At 64.7% G+C, this 16,007-nt stretch carries 16 protein-coding genes; 7 read left to right on the top strand and 9 right to left on the bottom strand.

The window, feature by feature from the left end:
* The first annotated feature begins 67 nt into the window (after positions 1–67).
* From OCA5_RS00565 to OCA5_RS00545, 5 genes are all read left to right on the top strand, one after another.
* On the top strand, positions 68–664 hold the full coding sequence (locus OCA5_RS00565) for a class I SAM-dependent methyltransferase (protein WP_012561596.1): 597 nt from the start codon (positions 68–70) through the stop codon (positions 662–664).
* Between the two features lie 103 nt (positions 665–767).
* Positions 768–1,337: an NADPH-dependent FMN reductase gene (locus OCA5_RS00560; RefSeq protein ID WP_012561597.1), complete on the top strand. Its 570-nt coding sequence runs from the start codon at positions 768–770 to the stop codon at positions 1,335–1,337.
* Positions 1,338–1,346: 9 nt separating this feature from the next.
* On the top strand, positions 1,347–2,054 hold the full coding sequence (gene pyrF / locus OCA5_RS00555) for an orotidine-5'-phosphate decarboxylase (RefSeq protein ID WP_012561598.1): 708 nt from the start codon (positions 1,347–1,349) through the stop codon (positions 2,052–2,054).
* Positions 2,055–2,164: 110 nt separating this feature from the next.
* Entirely contained in the window at positions 2,165–2,983 is an 819-nt protein-coding gene (dapB, locus tag OCA5_RS00550) for a 4-hydroxy-tetrahydrodipicolinate reductase (RefSeq protein ID WP_012561599.1), read from the top strand.
* Positions 2,984–3,004: 21 nt separating this feature from the next.
* On the top strand, positions 3,005–3,628 hold the full coding sequence (locus OCA5_RS00545) for a 2,3-bisphosphoglycerate-dependent phosphoglycerate mutase (RefSeq protein WP_012561600.1): 624 nt from the start codon (positions 3,005–3,007) through the stop codon (positions 3,626–3,628).
* 152 nt (positions 3,629–3,780) lie between these two features.
* On the opposite strand, the gene OCA5_RS00540 is transcribed toward OCA5_RS00545, so the two are convergent.
* On the bottom strand, positions 3,781–4,695 hold the full coding sequence (locus OCA5_RS00540; RefSeq protein WP_012561601.1) for a methylated-DNA--[protein]-cysteine S-methyltransferase: 915 nt from the start codon (positions 4,693–4,695) through the stop codon (positions 3,781–3,783).
* Between the two features lie 93 nt (positions 4,696–4,788).
* Positions 4,789–5,304 (bottom strand): DUF2244 domain-containing protein, encoded by a 516-nt coding sequence (locus OCA5_RS00535; RefSeq protein ID WP_012561602.1) that lies wholly within the window; start codon positions 5,302–5,304, stop codon positions 4,789–4,791.
* Between the two features lie 23 nt (positions 5,305–5,327).
* Here OCA5_RS00535 and nth point away from each other — a divergent pair, with 23 nt between their 5' ends.
* Complete coding sequence (nth, locus tag OCA5_RS00530; RefSeq protein WP_012561603.1) at positions 5,328–6,149, top strand: endonuclease III; 822 nt, start codon at positions 5,328–5,330, stop codon at positions 6,147–6,149.
* A gap of 153 nt (positions 6,150–6,302) precedes the next feature.
* Here the strand turns inward: nth and OCA5_RS00525 are convergent, their stop codons facing one another.
* Both OCA5_RS00525 and OCA5_RS00520 read right to left on the bottom strand, forming a co-directional pair.
* Positions 6,303–7,055: a sulfate transporter family protein gene (locus OCA5_RS00525; RefSeq protein ID WP_012561604.1), complete on the bottom strand. Its 753-nt coding sequence runs from the start codon at positions 7,053–7,055 to the stop codon at positions 6,303–6,305.
* Positions 7,056–7,160: 105 nt separating this feature from the next.
* Positions 7,161–8,069 (bottom strand): YiiX/YebB-like N1pC/P60 family cysteine hydrolase, encoded by a 909-nt coding sequence (locus tag OCA5_RS00520; protein ID WP_012561605.1) that lies wholly within the window; start codon positions 8,067–8,069, stop codon positions 7,161–7,163.
* 197 nt (positions 8,070–8,266) lie between these two features.
* On the opposite strand from OCA5_RS00520, the gene OCA5_RS00515 reads away from it, so the two are divergent.
* Positions 8,267–9,715, top strand: coding sequence for a flavin monoamine oxidase family protein (locus tag OCA5_RS00515; RefSeq protein ID WP_012561606.1), 1,449 nt, complete (start codon positions 8,267–8,269; stop codon positions 9,713–9,715).
* A 7-nt stretch (positions 9,716–9,722) separates the two neighbouring features.
* Here the strand turns inward: OCA5_RS00515 and OCA5_RS00510 are convergent, their stop codons facing one another.
* The 5 genes from OCA5_RS00510 to OCA5_RS00490 are packed head-to-tail and all read right to left on the bottom strand — an operon-like array spanning position 9,723 to position 15,873.
* Positions 9,723–10,565 carry an alpha/beta fold hydrolase gene (locus OCA5_RS00510; protein ID WP_012561607.1) on the bottom strand — a complete coding sequence of 281 codons (843 nt, stop codon included), beginning with the start codon at positions 10,563–10,565 and terminating at the stop codon, positions 9,723–9,725.
* Positions 10,566–10,579: 14 nt separating this feature from the next.
* On the bottom strand, positions 10,580–12,463 hold the full coding sequence (locus OCA5_RS00505) for a dipeptide ABC transporter ATP-binding protein (protein WP_012561608.1): 1,884 nt from the start codon (positions 12,461–12,463) through the stop codon (positions 10,580–10,582).
* The gene (locus OCA5_RS00500) at positions 12,460–13,386 is read right to left on the bottom strand and encodes an ABC transporter permease (RefSeq protein WP_012561609.1); all 927 of its coding nucleotides are present in this window, start codon (positions 13,384–13,386) and stop codon (positions 12,460–12,462) included. The genes OCA5_RS00505 and OCA5_RS00500 overlap by 4 nt, the downstream gene beginning before the upstream one ends.
* Positions 13,387–13,393: 7 nt before the next feature.
* A complete protein-coding gene (locus OCA5_RS00495; RefSeq protein WP_012561610.1) occupies positions 13,394–14,311 on the bottom strand; it encodes an ABC transporter permease in 918 nt (305 codons plus the stop codon).
* A gap of 20 nt (positions 14,312–14,331) precedes the next feature.
* Positions 14,332–15,873: an ABC transporter substrate-binding protein gene (locus OCA5_RS00490; RefSeq protein ID WP_012561611.1), complete on the bottom strand. Its 1,542-nt coding sequence runs from the start codon at positions 15,871–15,873 to the stop codon at positions 14,332–14,334.
* Positions 15,874–16,007 lie beyond the last annotated feature (134 nt).

The following is a 16,007-nucleotide window of genomic DNA, read 5'->3' as shown; positions in this document are numbered from 1 at the left end:
TGTACGTCTCTGTGAAGAAAAAATTGAAAGGGCCCGGGTTCGCCGGGCCGTCGCTGGTACCCCCGCCATGACCTTCGAGTCCGCGCGCGTCCTCAAGAAACCTCTTCGGCTTGACGACGAGGTTCGCTTTCTCCGCTCGTGGATCGAAAAGCCGCTGCACATGGGCGCGGTGATGCCGTCCGGCCGGATGCTCGCCCGCACGATGGCGAGCTACGTCGACACCGAGACAGAGGCCCCTGTCATCGAACTTGGTCCCGGCACCGGGGCGATCACCGACGCGCTGGTGGCCCATGGTGTCGATCAGAAGCGCCTGATCCTCGTCGAGTTCAATCCCGGTTTCTGCGCGCTGCTGCGCGAACGCTATCCGCAGGCGACCGTTGTGCAAGGCGATGCCTATCACCTCGACAAGACGCTTGCCGAAATTGCCCAGCCCGCCGCGGCGGTCGTCTCGGGCCTGCCGCTCGTCACCAAGCCGATGCTCACCCGGCTGCGGCTGATGCGCGAAGCCTTTATGAAGTTGATCCCCGGCGCGCCCTTTGTGCAGTTCACCTATTCGGTCGTGCCGCCGATTCCGAAATCGCTGCCCGGCATTCTGACCGAAGCCTCCGAGCGCATCTGGATGAACGTGCCACCGGCCCGCGTCTGGGTCTATCGCAAGGCATGACGCCGCCGCGCCGGCGCACGAACGGCGCCTCTGACGCAGCATCGCGGTGCGCGCATCGCAGGCACCTTCCCCCGTTTCCGAAACCGCTTTCAGGCTTTTGCGCATGGCGGCCGTGAAAATCCTCGTCATCCCGGGTTCTGCGCGCGAGAGCGCTGCCGATGTGCGGCTGGCTGCGGCGCTGGTGAAAGAGATCGCGCTTGCCGACCATGAGGCGACGCGGATTTCGCTGACGGATTTTCCGCTGCCGCTTCACGATGACAGTGAGAGCAAAACACCGCCTGCCGCGATCGATCTCAAGCGCATGATCGGCGCGCATCATGCGGTGCTGCTGGTGACGATGGAGCGGCTTGCGCTGCCGTCGCCGCTTCTTCTCAACGCGCTCAACTGGCTCGCTGTGACGCGTGAGCGAAGCGAAGAGCCGCTGCAGGTGTTTCGCGGCAAGCCGCTGGCGGTTGCATCTGTCTCGGAGCGCGCGGATGGCATCTATGCCGCGCTTTCGCTGCGGCAGATGCTGACCGCTGGTTTCAATGCGAATGTGATCGCGCCGCAACTCGTGGTCGCCCGCGGGCACGAGGCCTTCGATCGGATGGATCGCCTGCAGGATGATAATGAACTCGCCGCGATGCAGGCGATGGTGCGTGCATTGATCGATGCCGCGCAACGAACGATGTGAGGAGATGACGTGACGCAGACCCCGACCAATCCGCGCGAGCGGCTCATCGTGGCGCTTGACGTGCCGGACGTTGCGCAGGCCTCAAAACTTGTCGCCACGCTCGACGACAGCGTTCTCTTCTACAAGATCGGTTATCAGCTCGCTTACGCCGGCGGGCTTTCGATGGCGCAGGATCTGATCGGTGCCGGCAAGAAGGTGTTCATCGACCTCAAGCTGCACGACATCGGCAACACCGTCGCGAGCGGCGTGGCCAGCATTGCAAAGCTCGGCGCCACCTTCCTTACCGTGCATGCCTATCCGCAGACGATGAAAGCGGCGGTGGAAGCGAGCCGCGGCACGGGCCTGAAAATTCTCGCGGTCACGGTGCTGACCTCCTACGACGAGGCCGATCTCAAGGAAGCGGGCTACAGCCTCGGCGTCGCCGATCTCGTTGCGCAGCGCGCGCGGCAGGCACAGGCGATCGGCATTGACGGTCTCGTTTGCTCGGCCGAGGAGGCGGCGAATCTGCGCGCGATTGTCGGCGAGGGCCTCTCGCTGGTAACGCCCGGCATTCGCCCCGCAGGCAGCGCCGTTGGCGACCAGAAGCGGGTGATGACGCCCGCGCGTGCCATCGCCGCGGGCGCCGATTATCTCGTGGTCGGGCGGCCGATCGTTGCCGCTACGGATCCGAAGTCGGCGGCCAACGCGATCGTCGCGGAAATTGCGGTGGCTCACTGACTTCTCATCAGAAACCCATCATCAACCTCTTGATCAACCCCTTGGCGGGAAGGCGCATTGCCGGGGCAAGGCGCGCCCGCTATACCCCGAAAGCAATGTGAGGGCTCAGGATGTCCGATATGCGTTTGATCGTTGCGGGGGCTGGCGGCCGAATGGGCCGGACGCTCATTCACGCGCTGCACGAGGCGGACGGCGCGGCGCTGGTCGGCGCATTGGAGGCTCCGGGTTCGGAGCTGCTCGGTCAGGATTCCGGCCTTCTCGCAGGCCTCGGCCCGAATGGTATTCCGGTGTCGGCCGATCTGTGGAGCCTCTCGAAGGACGCCGACGGCATCATCGATTTCACCGTGCCCGCGGCGACCATCGCCAATGTCGCAATCGCGGCCGAACGTGGCATCGTCCATGTCATCGGCACCACGGGCCTGTCGGCCTCCGACAACGCCGTCATCAAGAGCGTGACCTCGCGCGCAATCGTGGTGCAGTCCGGCAATATGAGCCTCGGCGTCAATCTGCTCGCCGCGCTTGTGAAGCAGGTTGCAAAATCGCTCGACGAGGATTTCGATATCGAGATTCTCGAGATGCATCATCGCGCCAAGATCGACGCACCTTCCGGCACGGCCTATCTGCTTGGTCAGGCAGCGGCGGACGGGCGCGGCGTACCGCTCGAGGAGAAGTCGGTGCGTTCGCGCGATGGTTTCACCGGCGCGCGCGGCCGCGGCGATATCGGCTTTGCGACGCTGCGCGGCGGCACCGTCACCGGCGAGCACAGCGTGATTTTTGCAGGCCCTTATGAGCGCATCGAACTCACCCATCGTGCCGAGGATCGCATGATCTTCGCCCGCGGTGCGGTCAAGGCGGCGTGCTGGGCGCGCGGCCGCAAGCCCGGACTTTATTCGATGGCCGATGTGCTGGGGCTCGGCAGCCAATCCTGACGACCAAGGACCCAAAGCGAAATGAGCGATCGTCTTCTCGTGCTCGTGCGTCATGGCCAGAGCGAATGGAATCTGAAAAACCTGTTCACCGGCTGGAAGGACCCCGACATCACCGCGCAGGGTGTCGATGAAGCCAAGCGCGCGGGCAAGCTTCTCAAGGCGGAAGGCTTTGTCTTCGATGCCGCCTTCGTCTCGGAGCTGACGCGCGCCAAGCACACGCTGTCGCTCATCCTCGAAGAACTCGGGCAGACCTCGCTGCCGGTAAAGAGCGATATCGCACTGAACGAGCGCGACTATGGCGATCTCTCCGGCCTTAACAAGGATGATGCGCGCAAGAAATGGGGCGAGGAGCAGGTGCATATCTGGCGCCGCTCCTACGATGTCGCCCCGCCCGGCGGCGAAAGCCTGAAGGATACGTTGGCGCGGACGCTGCCTTATTACGTGCAAGAAATTCTGCCGGGCGTGCTGCGTGGCGAGCGCACCATCGTCACGGCGCACGGCAATTCGCTGCGTGCACTGATCATGGTGCTGGAGAGGCTTTCGCCCGAGGCGATCCTGAAGCGCGAACTCGCAACCGGAGTGCCGATTATCTACCGGCTCCGCGCCGATGCGACCGTGGAATCGAAGACCGATCTCGCGGGCTGATCTGCAACCTCCGGCTTGACCGCAGGCGAGGCCTTTTGTCATTGCGAGGATCAAAGCGACGAAGCAATCCAGTACGAATATGACTGAATTGCTTCGCGGAGCCTGTCATCGGGCCGGCGAAGCCGGGCCGTTGGCCCGCAATGACGATGTTACTACTCCATCGTCTCGGTCTGCGCCGTTTCCCAGCCGAGCATCGCGCGCTTGCGCGTCAGGCCCCAGTGATAGCCGGTGATGGCGCCGCCCTTGCCGAGCACGCGATGGCACGGCACCACGAAGGAGATCGGGTTGCGCCCGACCGCGCCGCCGACCGCGCGCGAGGCTTTTGGCGCATTGATCGTGAGGGCGACGTCGGAATAGGTCGTAGCCTTGCCCATCGGAATTTTCAGCAACGTCTCCCACACCCGGATCTCGAAGTCGGTGCCGATCAGCACCACGCGCAGCGGATGCTCAGAGCGCCACTGCGTGGAATCGAAAATGCGTCGCGTTACGGTGGCCGTGCCGGCGCTGTCCTCGACATAGGTCGCAAGCGGCCAGCGCGTCTGCATGTCGCGCAGCGCCTCGATCTCGCCGCCTGTGTCGGCGAAGGCGAGCCCAGCCAACCCGCGCTCGGTGACGATCACCACGGCGACGCCGAACGGCGAGGGATGGAAGCCGTAGCGCAGCGTCAGTCCCGCGCCGCCCTTCTTCCATTCGCCTGGCGACATCGCCTCGTGCGTCACGAACAGATCGTGCAGACGGCTCGGGCCGGAGAGGCCGGAATCGTAGGCGACATCGAGCAGGCTCGCGGAGCCGCGCAGCAGCCGCTTGGCGTTGTCGAGCGTCACCGCCTGCATGAAAGCCTTTGGCGACAACCCGGCCCAGCGGCGGAACAGATGATGCAGCTCGCCCGGCGTCACGCTGACGGCTTCCGCCATCTCCTCGATGGTCGGCTGCCCACGCCAGTGCTCGGAGATGAAGGCGATGGCGCGATGGACGATCTCATAATCGCGCAACGCGTCGCGGCCGGCGGCGCTCTCGGCAATCTGGCTGCGCAGCGGCGTCGCCGATGTCGGTTCAAACATGGTCATGGGGGTTTGTATCATCATCCCGACAAGCTAGGCACGCGCGTTGCCGTTGCCCACCCGATTTCGGACGAGCCGGAGGACGCTATCGAGATCGCTTCAGTTCAGCGGATTGTAGGTCGGACCGCGTCTGGCATCCTGCAGAGCAAGCCGCAATGCCTTGGCGAAGCTTGCCTTTTCATTGGGCGAGAGGAACTTGCCGACCGCGACGCGCTGGGCGCGTGCGGAGAGGTAGATGCCCTCGACACCGAACTCGTGGTGTTCCTCGACATCGAGCCGCACCCAGTGCGGGTTGAAGGTCCACTCCATGGCGTGGCCGCGATGGCTGACACGGCGTAGCCGCAGTTCATAAGGCGTGAGCACCAGTTGTTCGAAGGCGCGGGCGCGCGCGTAGTTCACGCGGAACGCCCAGTAGATCAGCACCACGTCGAGCACGAAGAAGCCGAACACCGGCCAGGCGCCCATGCGCACGAACAGGATGCCGGAGATGAAGCTCGCCGCCACCAGGACACTCATCAGGATGATGAAGCCGGTGCGGCTGAGCGAGCGGTGCGGCGTCAACTCCGCGGTGAAGATCGGCCGGTCAAAATCCTGAAAATCGTTGCCGCTGGTCATGGCCCTTCAGTATATCCTTGCGCATGTCAAGAAAAGCACCGCCCGCCTCACGACCGCGTCAAGCCGGAACACTGAAGAAGGTCGCTGCCAAAACAGTGATCAAGACAGCGGCGAAGCCGGCTACCAAGGCTCGCGTTCGCAAGACGGCTGCGAAGGCTGTTCCGGCCAAGAAACGAGCGTCCGCCACGCGACCCAAACGCTGGAGCGAGGCGGAAGTTCATGAAGCCTTCTCACGGTTTCGCGCCGCGAATCCCGAGCCCAAGGGTGAGCTTGAGCATCTCAACAATTTCACGCTGCTGGTTGCGGTGGTGCTGTCGGCGCAGGCAACGGATGCCGGCGTCAACAAGGCAACGCGCAGCCTGTTTCCGGTCGCCGACACGCCGGAGAAAATGCTGGCGCTCGGCGAGGATGGGCTTCGCGAGCACATCAAGACCATCGGACTTTATCGCGCCAAGGCGAAGAACGTCATCGCACTGTCCGAACAGTTGATCGCCAATCATGATGGCGAGGTGCCGCGCACGCGCGAGGAGCTGGAAGCGTTGCCGGGCGTCGGCCGCAAGACGGCGAATGTCGTGCTGAACATCGCGTTCGGTGAGAAGACGATTGCGGTCGACACGCATCTCTTCCGCGTCGGCAACCGCACCTATCTCGCGCCCGGCGACACGCCGCTCGCGGTCGAGATGGAGCTGCTGCGCGTGGTGCCGGACGAGTTCATGCGCCACGCCCATCACTGGCTGATTCTGCACGGGCGCTACACCTGTATCGCGCGCAAGCCGCGCTGCGAGGTGTGCATCATCAACGATCTGTGCCGCTGGCCGGAGAAGACGGTTTTTATGAATCCGTAAATTCTTCACCTCGCCCCGCTTGCGGGGAGAGGTCGACCGCGCAGCGGCCGGGTGAGGGGGCGGTTGCGAGTTCGAGCTATGGCCCCTCACCTGTTTGAGCCATGGCCCCTCACCCCAGCCCTCTCCCCGTAAGAACGGGAAGAGGGGGAATGCTCACACACTCGGCACGCTTGCTCGGCGTTCCGGCTCCAGCAGCTCGGGCCGCGGGCCGGACAGGCGCTTGTGGATGTGCACCATGAACGCCATGCCGAACAGCGGCGTCGCGAGGTTGACGATCGGGATCGACACGAAGGCCGCGATGAACAGCCCCGCGATGAACACCTGCATCGCGTGATGCTTTCGCATCGCCTTTGCTTCCGCAGGCGTGCGGAAGCGCATTGCGGCGAGCTCGAAATATTCGCGGCCCAGCAGCCAGGCGGTCGCGAGAAAGAACACGACAAAGCCGATGCCCGCGAACAAGAGGAACGGCAGCGCCGCGAGATAGACGAGAATGGTCAGGCCAGCGGTCTTGCCGCCCTCGACCAGCGCACGCACGACCGGCAGCGCGTGGCCCGGCATCTCGGCCGGGTAATCCTTGCGCTCGACATGATCGGCGACGTCATCGACGAACACGCTGGCGACGAGCGACGTCACCGCCGGCATCAGGAACACCGCGCCGAGCACGATGCCGAGCCCGGCTGCGATCGAGAGAATCCACGAGAGCGTTTCGATCACCGCATGAAAGCTTGCGCCCGCGGCTTGCTCGGTCCAGACCGCGCCCGCGCCGGCGAGCCAGTTCAGCACCCGCTGCAGCGTGATGGCGACCACGGTGATCAGCACCAGCGCAAGGCCGACCGACTTCCACAGGATCGCGCGCATCGGCCTCGAGAAAATCTCGGCAAGCGCACGGATGGCGGCCTCAAACATCGCTCTGTCTCCCTCTTCTCACGGAAGGGAAATGGCCATGCGGAGGCAGAACAACAAGTGTTTGCGCGAGAAGTTCGCCGATAGGATGAGGCGTGGAGGCGAGCGCTATTCCGCGGCCTCGGAGACCGGCGCGCGGCCGTCCTCATTGGCAGGCGCGAGCGGTGCGTCGACGTCCGCTATCTCTCCATCGCCGGAGAGTGCGCTTCGGGCGCCCGCGAAGACTCCCTCTGGAAAGGGATCGCTCTCGTCCGCCACCTCCCGGGGCGGCTTCGGCGTATCGGCCCAGTGCAGCTTGGTGTAGTCGAAGCCGCATTCGATGGTCGGCTTGATGATCTCGAAATAGGGCGAGATGTCGAAGTCGCGGGGCGTGTAGAGCGAGGAATCGCGGATGTACAGAATCTCCCGGCGAGCCTGGCGGCTGCCGGCACGGGTGATGCGCGGCAGGATCGGATAGCGCACCGCGCCGAACGCCTGCGCGATCAGCGCCGAGCAGATGATCTTGGTGGGATCGCCGGAGCCGAGCGAAAGCATGCGCCGCCGCCAGCGTTGCGGCACCGGCAGCGGCACCAGATAGCGGATCAGGTCGACGATGTTTTTTGTGTCGTAACCGAAGCCGACGCGGTTGATGGCGTAGCGGCACACGGTGTTGCGGTCCTCGAACGACAGTCCGACCGGCCGGCAGATCCGGGTGTGATAGGTGAAATATTTCGACAGCGGCGCAGTGATGACGCCGGCGCCGACGTAGGCCTCGATCAGCACGTGCGGCTCGCCGTCGGGTTCGGATGCGCCGTCGATCGGCCCGACATAAAGTGCGGAGTGCGACCATGTCGATTGCGTGAGGTATTTGATGATGCCGGCGATGCGGTTGTTGCCCTCGACGAGCAACACGTCGCCCTCGCGCAGCAGATGGCTCAGCCGTTCCGGCTCGCTTGGCGTGAATGGCTCGTAACCAGGCACCTCGCGCTGGAGGTAGCCCGCAAGCATCTTGCCGATGGTATCGAGCACGAAGCCCATCATGGCCTCCCGGGACATGACGGACCGCCATGCCTGCTGCGTTCTGCTCCTAAGTCTTGCGTAAAGCGATTGCAACTTCGTTGATATCCTTTCCGATGCAGTTCACCAGCGATTCACCATGCCCGTTGCGAAAGCCGCGTCATTGCGGCAAGTTGTCTCTCCATCCCCCGCGCGATTGAAGTTTCGGAAACCATGACATGAATTTGACGCGCCGCGAGTTGATGGCTGCCGCAGCCGTGCTTGCCATGCCGGGTGTGCGTGGCGCGGCTCGCGCGGCAGGCCTGCCGCGTGAGGTCGATGTTGCGATCATCGGCGCGGGTGCCGCCGGAATCGCCGCCGCACGCAAGATTTCCGCAGCCGGAAAATCGGTGCTGATGCTGGAGGCCTCGCCGCGGCTTGGCGGCCGTTGCGTCACCGATGTGGAGACATTTGACGTGCCGTTCGATCGCGGCGCGCGTTCGCTTTATGCGAGCGCGTCGAATCCGCTAACCGAACTGGCACGCAGCCAACAGGTCGATGTCGTGCCGGCGGCGCGCGGCCAGCGCATCCGCATCGGGCGGCGCAATGCGCGCGCGGGCGAGACGGAGGATTTTCTCGCGCTGATGGTGCGGGTCAATCGCTCGATGGCCGAGGCCGTGCGCGGCCGTGCCGATGTCGCGGTCGCAAAAGCGCTGCCGCAGGATCTGCGCGAGTGGCGCAACACGGTGGAATTCCAGCTCGGTCCGCTGAGCAATGGCGATGATCTCGATCGCTTCTCGACAGCTGATCTCTTGAGCTTCGCACAGCGCGATCCTGCCGCGTCCTGCCGTCAGGGTGTCGGCACGCTGATTACGCGCCTCGCAGGCTCGCTGCCGGTTGCGCTCAATACGCCGGTGACGGGCGTGCGCTGGAGCGGCCGCGACGTGCAGCTCGAGACACGCGCGGGAAATTTGAGCGCGCGGGCAGTGATCGTCACCGCCTCGGTCAACGTGCTCAATACGGGTGTCATCAAGTTCACACCCGATCTGCCGAAGCGGCAGGCGGAGGCGCTGTCGCATCTTTCGCTCGGCACCCGCGAACGCATCGCGCTCGATCTTCCGGGCAATCCGCTCGGGCTTGGTCGCGACGAGGTGCTGATCGAGCAAAGCCACAGTGCGCGCACCGGGCTTCTGCTCGCGAACACCGGTGGCTCCTCGCTGTGCCAGGTGGATGTCGGCGGTGCGTTCGGCCGCGAATTGTCGGCGGAAGGCGAGGCGGCAATGATCGAGTTCGCGCAGGACTGGCTGCGCAATCTGTTCGGCGGCGATATTGCCAAAGTGACAACGCGCGCGAGCGTCACGCGCTGGGGCGCCGAGCCTTATGTGCTGGGCGCGATGTCGGTTGCGGCACCGGGCGGCCAGCCGTCGCGGCGGGTTCTCGCCGAGCCGCTCGGAGCCTTGTTCTTCGCGGGCGAAGCGTTGCACGAGGCGCTCGGCGGCACGGTCGCGGGCGCATGGATCTCCGGCGAACGCGCGGCCGATGCGGCGCTCCACAAGATTGCAGGCGCCAAGGCGGAGCGCCCCGCGGCGGCAAAGCCCGCCAAGAAGCGCCGCGCGCCCGCACCCAAGGCGCGCCATCCCGAGCCGCTGCCGCGCAGCGGACTGCGCTGGCCGAACGCCGGACGCTGATGCGGGCTTAGCTTCTCTCGACCGTCGCGAGGAATTCGCGCACCGCGCGATTGAACGCTTCGGGCGCCTCGAGATAGGCGGCGTGTCCGACATCCGGCAGGCTCACCGTGCGCGCGGAGGGCAGATACTCCATCATCGCTTCGGAGCGTTGCGGCGTCACCACGGGATCGCGGCTGCCGGTGAGGATCAGCACGGGCAGCCTCAGCGTGGAGAGGAACGGCCGGTTGTCGGTCTTCTCGACCATCTGCCCGCCGTTGAACAGACCTTCGCGCTTCATTTCCGAAGCAACGCCCGCGAGTTCATCGAGCACGTCGGGCGATGGCGACGGCGAGGACGGCACCATCTTGCCGGCCCGCACCTTGCCGTATTCCTCCGCCGACATTTCCTCGAGCTCCCGCAGCCGCCGCGCGTATTTGGCGGCGAGCGGCGTGCCTTCGGGCACGGCGTTGCCCCAATGCGTGCCGGAGAGCACGAGCGACGCCGCGCGATCGAGATGGCGCGCGCAGAACCGCTCGGCGATCACGCCGCCCATGGAGTGGCCGATGACATGTGCCTTCTCGACATTGAGATGGTCCAGAAGATGCGCGGCCTGCGCCGCATAGGCATCAGCTTCCGGCAGCACGGGATCGGACTGGCCGTAGCCCGGCGCGTCCCATGCGATGACACGATAGGAATCCGAGAACGCCGCAAGTTGTTGCGTCCAGCTTCGCGAATTGCCGTTCATGCCGTGCAGCAGAAACAGCGCCGGTCCCTGGCCCGCCTCGCGATAGCTGATGGTGCCGCCCGGCGTGGCGGCGATCTGGCGTTCCGGCAATGGCGGCTTGCGAACGTCCACGGTCACTTGGGTCATGTAAGTCCTCGAAATTAACGCAACAGATGAATGGGGTCGGGGGCGCGCGCACCGGCATCGGCGCGGGCTTGCAAAGCGGGTATTTCGACTTTCAGGACGGAGCCGAGCAGCGTGCGCGTGTAAGGATCGCGCGGCGCGGAAAGCACCTCGTCCTTGGTGCCAAGCTCGACGATCCGGCCGCGATGCATCACCGCGATCCGCGTCGCGACGCAATCGACGACTGCAAGATCATGCGTAATGAGCAGATAGGACAGCCCGAGTTCGTCGCGCAGGTCGAGCAGCAGATTGAGAATCTGCGCCTGCACGGATACGTCGAGCGCCGACGTCGGCTCGTCGCAGATCAGAAGTTTTGGCTTGAGAATGATCGCGCGTGCGATGGCGACGCGCTGGCGCTGCCCGCCGGAAAGCTGCGAGGGATAATTGTTGAACAGTCGTTTCGGCAGGCCGACGAGCTCCATCGTCTCCTCGACGATCTTGCGCCGTTCGGTTGCCGAAGCGGTGCCGTGCAATTCGAGCGGACGGCCGATGCTCTGGCCGATGGTCTTGCGCGGGTTGAGCGATGAATACGGGTCCTGAAACACTGGCTGCACCAGCTTGGCGCGCTCGAACGGCGGCACGGATTGCACCGGCGTGCCCGCGATCAGCACCTCGCCTTGGTCGGGCTGCTGCAGGCCCAGCAGAATCCGCGCGAACGTGCTCTTGCCGCTTCCGGATTCGCCGACCAGCGCGACGATCTCACCTTCCGCGATATCAAGCGAGACGTTGTCGACTGCGGTGAGGCTTTTGCCGCGCGCAAGCAGCCCGCTGCGGATCGTGAACGTGCAGCTCACGCCGCGTGCGGAGAGAAGCGCATTGGAAGACGCGGGAGCCGCGCTCATCTGCACGGCCTGCGGCCTGCGCAACGCCGTGTGGCTGCGGCCCGGTGTCAGGATGCAGCGATAGTGATGATCCGCACCGCGCGCCTGCGTCGGCGGCCGGGTGGTGCGGCACTCCGGTTGCACCTGCGGACAGCGTGAAGCGAACACGCAGCCCGCAGGCTGCGCGAACAGCGCCGGTACCGAGCCGGGAATGCTCGGCAGCCGCTCGCCGGAATGACGTGCCGCCGGGATCGAGGCGAGAAGCCCCTGCGTGTAAGGGTGCTGCGGCGCGCCGAGCACATCGGCAACGGGTCCGGTCTCGACCAGTTCGCCCGCGTACATCACCGCGATCTTGTCCATGCTCTGCGACACGACGCCGAGGTCGTGGCTCACCAGAATGAGCGCCATGCCGAGTTCTTTGCGCAGCTCCATCAGCAGCTTCAGGATGCTGGCCTGCACCGTGACGTCGAGCGCGGTGGTCGGCTCGTCGGCGATCAACAGGTCCGGCTTGTTCATCAGCATCATCGCGATCATCACGCGCTGGCGCAGGCCGCCGGACAGTTCATGCGGGTATTGCTTCAGCCGGCCCGCCGCGTCGGGGATGCCGATCCGCTCCAGCAGATAGACGGCGCGGTCGCGGATGTCCTTTGCACTCTGCGTTGCATCCGGCACGATCATTTCCATGATCTGCTGGCCGATGGTGTAGACCGGGTTGAGCGAGGTCATCGGCTCCTGAAAGATCATCGCCATCCGCTTGCCGGCCAGCGTGCGCGAGAACTCCTGGCCGTCCATGGCAAGGAGATCGTGCTCGCCGAGCCGCAGCATGTCTGCTTGGCGGATCGCGTTGCGCGGCAGCAGGTTCATCAGCGCCAATGACGTCATCGACTTGCCGCTGCCGGATTCGCCGACCACGCCAAGCGCCTCTCCGCGCTCCAGCGTGAAGTTCACATCGCGCACGGCATAGAGCTTGCCCGAACCGACTGGCAAAGTGACGGAGAGGTTGCGGACTTCAAGCAGCGGCCGACCGGGTGTCATCGTCATCGCCGGCTCTCCGCGCTCATCAGGTCGCGCAACCCGTCGCCCACGAGGTTTGCCGCCAGCACCAGCAGGAAGATGAAGATGCCGGGCAGGATCACGAGCCATGGCCGCAGGAACACCGAAACCTTGCCCTCGGCGATCATCAGGCCCCACGAGGCCGTCGGCGGCTGGATGCCGACGCCGAGAAACGACAATGCGGCTTCGGCCAGCACCGCAACGCCGACTTCGAGCGAGAAGATCACGATGATCTCGCTGAACAGGTTCGGCAGAATTTCCGTGGTCATGATCTGCAGCCGGCTCGAACCGATCACGCGTGCCGCCGTGATGTATTCGAGATCGCGAATCTTCTGCGTCGCCGCGCGCGTCACCACGAGATAATAGCTCCAGTGCAGGAAGCCGATCACGCAGATCACCACGCCGACCGATGGGCCGATCAGGAACACCAGCGCCATCGCGAGCAGCAGGCCCGGCAGCGCGAGCTGGCAGGTGAGGATGAAGGAGACGATGCGGTCGATCAGCCCGCCGAAATATCCGGCGCAAACGCCGAGCGTCACACCGATGACGCAGCCGATGCTGGCCGCGCCGAAGCCGATCAATAGCGATACCCGCGCGCCATAGAGCAGGCGGCTCAGATAATCACGGCCGAGATGGTCGGTGCCGAGAAGATGCGCGGTGCTTCCGCCATCGACCCAGAACGGCGGCAACAGGCGCTGCGGTAAACTCTGGTCGTAGGGATCGTAAGGCGACACCCATGGTGCGAACACCGCAAGCAGCACGAGGCTTGCGAGCACCACGAGCCCGATCACAAGGCCGGGGTGGTGCATGATGTTGCGCCAGAGCTTCGGTCTGGCCGGCGCGGCGTCGAGCAACTCTCCGGCTGGTTCGGAGGCGGCCGCGGCCTTGAAGGAGAGGTCCATCTCGCTCATGGGCGCCTCACGCGAGCCGGATGCGCGGATCGAGCCACGCATTGAGAAGGTCGGCGAGCAGCGTCAGTCCGATGAAGGTCATCGCGAACAGCACGACCAGCATCTGCACGGTCGGGATGTCGCCGCCGACGATGGATTGCAGCGCGAAGCGGCCGAGCCCGTTCATCGCGAACACGGTCTCGGTCACGACAGAGCCGCCGAGTTTGTAGCCGAGCTGCACCGACAGAACGCTGACGACCGGCAACAGTGCGTTGCGCATCACTTGCCGCCACAGCAGCCGGTAGCCGTAGAAGCCCTTCGCGCGCGCAGTGCGGATGTAGTCCGACGCCATCACGTCCATCACGCCGACGCGCGTCAGCCGCATCACCGCCGGCACCGAATGCGCGCCGAGCACGATCGCGGGCAGCACGTAATTCAGCGCGGTGGCGTCGCCCGAGATCGGGAAGATCGGCAGCATCACGCCTAGCAGGATGATGAGGATCAGCGCGAGCCAGAACGAGGGCATCGCCTGCGCGGCGACGGCAAGGCCGAGCGCGAGGCGGTCGATCAGCGAATTCGGATAAAGTGCCGCGATGGTGCCGAGCGGGATCGCGACGATCAGCGTGACGAATATCGCGGACAGCGCCAGCGTCAGCGTCACCGGCAGATGCTGCACGATCAGCGTGCCGACCGGCTGGTGCCAGTAATAGCTCGTGCCGAAATCGCCGCGGAAGACCGACAGCAGCCAGCTTCCATACTGCACAAGCAGTGGACGATTAAGCCCGAGCTGTTCGCGGATGTGTTCGATCACTTCGGGCTCCGCACCTTCGCCTGCGATGGCGGCGGCGGGATCGGTCGCGACGCTCAGCAGCAGGAACGCCGCGAACGAAACCGCGAGCGCCACGAGGATGGCGAGGACGACGCGCTTGGATGCGTAGCGAAGCATCGGGTGTTCCTTCCAATCCCTTACGAGGCTTTGGCCGCGCGCCAGTGCGCACGGAACAGCCGCGGCAGCCCGTCTTTTGGCACCGGGTAAGCGAGATCTTTCGAGACGAGGTAATCCTGCGAATAGGTGTAGAGCGGAATCCAGTAGGCTTCCTCGGCGATCCGGCGCAGCGCTTCGCTGTAGAGGCGCTGGCGTTCCGCGCGGTCGATGGTCTTGGCGGCGGCTTCCATGCGCTGCGCGACGAAGACATCCTGCGCGAGATTGCGATCCGACTTCATCGACCAGTGCGTCTCCGCAATCGTTGCGGTGTCGGCGGTGCTGCCGGATTCCCAGCTTGCAAAGAAGGCCGGGACGCGATGCTTCTTGCGCGCCTGGTTGAGCGTCGTCAGCGTGACGAAACGCAGCCGCGCGCGGATGCCGACTTTGGCGAGATCGGCGGCGATGGCCTCCGCCACCTGACGCTCGCGATAGGCCCAGAACTCGAACTCGAAGCCATCGGGATAGCCTGCCTTGGCAAGCAGGCGGCGTGCCTCCGCCGGATCGTAGGCGTATTTGTGCACGTCCTGCTCGCATCCGAACTGTAGCGGGTGACAGGCGGAATTGATCACCTCGGCGTCGCCCTGCACGAGATACTTGACGATATCCGGCCGGTTGATGGCGTGGATCATGGCGCGGCGGACGTCGCGCTTGGTCAGCGGATTATCAGCGCCGGTGAGCCCCGCCGCATCGAGCGGAATGAAGTTGATGCGCAGCGTCGGGCCGGTGAGATGCACCGCATAGCCGGTCGCGCCGATGTTGGCGGCGACATCGGCCGGCACGTTGTACATCCAGTCCACCTTGCCGCTGACAAGCTCGGCCTGCTGCGTGGACAGGTCCGGGATGGTGCGGAAGATGATGGTCTTGATCGCCGGGCGGCCCTTCGGGCTCGCGGCGTAGTAATCCTCGAACCGCGTCAGCGTCACGCTTTTGCCGGGCTGGAAATTCGTCACCTTGTAGGGGCCGACGCCGTTGAGCGTCAGCGCCTGCGCGGTCGGATCAGGCTTGCCCTCAGTGCCCTGATAGGCGCCTGCCTTGCGCAACTGCACGCTGAACGCCATGTCGCGGATCGCAAGTGGGTAGGGATGCTTCAAGTGAAAGCGCACGGACATCGGCCCAAGGCGCTCGACACGGTCGAGCCAGTTCGCGATCAGGCGACCGCGATTGGTGTTGGTCGCGGGATCGATCACCCAGTTGAAAGTGTAGACGACGTCGTCAGCGGTGAGCGTCGATCCGTCGTGAAAGCGCACGCCCGGGCGAATGGTGACATCGATCGTGGTGTCGTCGATCTGTGTGTAGGACTCTGCTGCGAGCGGCACATAGGCGAGCGTGTCGGGATCGACATAGAACAACCCGTCGTCGGTCAGCTCGGAGACGACGATGGTGTCGCGCGCGGTGGTGTAGAGATGGTCGAGGGTCGGGATTTCGCCCTCGATCGCGATCACGAGGGTGTCGTCCGCGCGGCCAGCAAGGGTCGGCGTGATGCCAACCAGCGTCAGGCACGCAGCAACAATCGCGGCGCGCACGCGCCCTCTGGGTCCGCCTCTCCACATGGTGTCCGCTCTTGTTGTCGGGCTTTCGTCATGTTAGCGGGCTCGAACAGAAACAAAATGTGAAATAACGAATGAACGTTTTCGTATTTATGATGATTCATTAGCTT

Source organism: Afipia carboxidovorans OM5, assembly GCF_000218565.1.
In the GTDB taxonomy this organism is placed as follows: Bacteria; Pseudomonadota; Alphaproteobacteria; order Rhizobiales; family Xanthobacteraceae; genus Afipia; species Afipia carboxidovorans.
This window is presented reverse-complemented; position numbering and strand designations above follow the sequence as displayed.

Coding starts and splice junctions, on each gene's coding strand:
- OCA5_RS00500 (WP_012561609.1), bottom strand. CDS start 13,386: ATGAGCGAGATGGACCTCTCCTTCAAGGCCGCGGCCGCCTCCGAACCA.
- OCA5_RS00545 (WP_012561600.1), top strand. CDS start 3,005: ATGAGCGATCGTCTTCTCGTGCTCGTGCGTCATGGCCAGAGCGAATGG.
- nth (WP_012561603.1), top strand. CDS start 5,328: ATGTCAAGAAAAGCACCGCCCGCCTCACGACCGCGTCAAGCCGGAACA.
- OCA5_RS00525 (WP_012561604.1), bottom strand. CDS start 7,055: ATGTTTGAGGCCGCCATCCGTGCGCTTGCCGAGATTTTCTCGAGGCCG.
- OCA5_RS00495 (WP_012561610.1), bottom strand. CDS start 14,311: ATGCTTCGCTACGCATCCAAGCGCGTCGTCCTCGCCATCCTCGTGGCG.
- OCA5_RS00540 (WP_012561601.1), bottom strand. CDS start 4,695: ATGACCATGTTTGAACCGACATCGGCGACGCCGCTGCGCAGCCAGATT.
- OCA5_RS00515 (WP_012561606.1), top strand. CDS start 8,267: ATGAATTTGACGCGCCGCGAGTTGATGGCTGCCGCAGCCGTGCTTGCC.
- OCA5_RS00565 (WP_012561596.1), top strand. CDS start 68: ATGACCTTCGAGTCCGCGCGCGTCCTCAAGAAACCTCTTCGGCTTGAC.
- dapB (WP_012561599.1), top strand. CDS start 2,165: ATGTCCGATATGCGTTTGATCGTTGCGGGGGCTGGCGGCCGAATGGGC.
- OCA5_RS00510 (WP_012561607.1), bottom strand. CDS start 10,565: ATGACCCAAGTGACCGTGGACGTTCGCAAGCCGCCATTGCCGGAACGC.
- OCA5_RS00520 (WP_012561605.1), bottom strand. CDS start 8,069: ATGGGCTTCGTGCTCGATACCATCGGCAAGATGCTTGCGGGCTACCTC.
- OCA5_RS00560 (WP_012561597.1), top strand. CDS start 768: ATGGCGGCCGTGAAAATCCTCGTCATCCCGGGTTCTGCGCGCGAGAGC.
- OCA5_RS00535 (WP_012561602.1), bottom strand. CDS start 5,304: ATGACCAGCGGCAACGATTTTCAGGATTTTGACCGGCCGATCTTCACC.
- OCA5_RS00505 (WP_012561608.1), bottom strand. CDS start 12,463: ATGACGATGACACCCGGTCGGCCGCTGCTTGAAGTCCGCAACCTCTCC.